Here is a 986-nt window from a genome sequence, read left to right as displayed (position 1 = left end):
CCAGCCGTTCGCAGTCGCGATAGTTCACCCGCAGGCACTCGCCGCCCCACAGCGCGCCGTTCTCGCCCATGCCGATCCCGTCCAGCGTCAGGGCAATAACATCCCCGCCGTCGAGCGGCCAGCCGTTCTCCGCCAGACACGCTGCCGCATGCGCATGATGATGCAGCACGGTCTCAACGGGCAGCGCCTGCGTCCGGGCCCACTGTCGGGCGTGATATCCCGGATGGGCATCGCACACCACACGCTCTGGCTGGAAAGCGTAGATCTCCTGCATCGTCGAGAGCGCGCTGCGCCACTGCGCCTCTACGCCCTCGTCGCTCAGATCGCCAAAATGCTGGCTCAGCACCGCCTGGTTGCCACGTACCAGGCAGAAGGTATTTTTCATCTCCGCGCCGGTGCATAACATGGGCGGGATGTCGCGGAATCCGGCGGGCAATGTGATGGTATCCGGCACAAAACCGCGTGCGCGACGCAACATCGTGCCCTCCTGGTCCATCACTGAATCATCCATCCGTTGCAGGATGTCGCGGTTGTGCAGCAGGAAGCCGTCAGCGATGTCACTGAGTTCTTCCAGCGCCTGCTGGTTGTTTATGACGGGTGGATGGCCACTTAGGTTGCCGGAGGTCATCACCAGCGGACGCTGACAGTCCAACATCAGCAAATGCTGGAGCGGGTTCGCAGGCAACATCACGCCGACCGTATTCAGCCCCGGCGCAATCTCCTCAGGAAACGCTGGAAGGCAGGCTTTTGGCGTCAGCATAATCGGCGCAGCGGGTGAACGTAACAGCGTCTGGATGGCCTTCGGCAGATCGTTCGCATGCGGGATCATCACCGCCAGCGGCCTGGTCGGGCGCTGCTTGCGTGCCCGTAATTTCCGAACCGCCTGCGGGTTAAGCGCGTCGCAGACCAGGTGAAAACCGCCCAGCCCTTTGACCGCCACAATCCCGCCGCCTTCCAGCATCGCCACCGCCGCGCTTAACGCCGAT

Annotated in this window: 1 protein-coding gene; it reads right to left on the bottom strand. The window is 63.1% G+C overall.

Annotation, left to right across the window (positions count from 1 at the left end):
* The coding region (locus DD606_RS25605; RefSeq protein ID WP_176691517.1) for a Sua5/YciO/YrdC/YwlC family protein at positions 1–986 on the bottom strand (986 nt) is incomplete at both ends.

The organism is Enterobacter cloacae complex sp. GF14B (assembly GCF_004136805.1).
Classification (GTDB): Bacteria; Pseudomonadota; Gammaproteobacteria; order Enterobacterales; family Enterobacteriaceae; genus Enterobacter; species Enterobacter hormaechei_C.
This window is presented reverse-complemented; position numbering and strand designations above follow the sequence as displayed.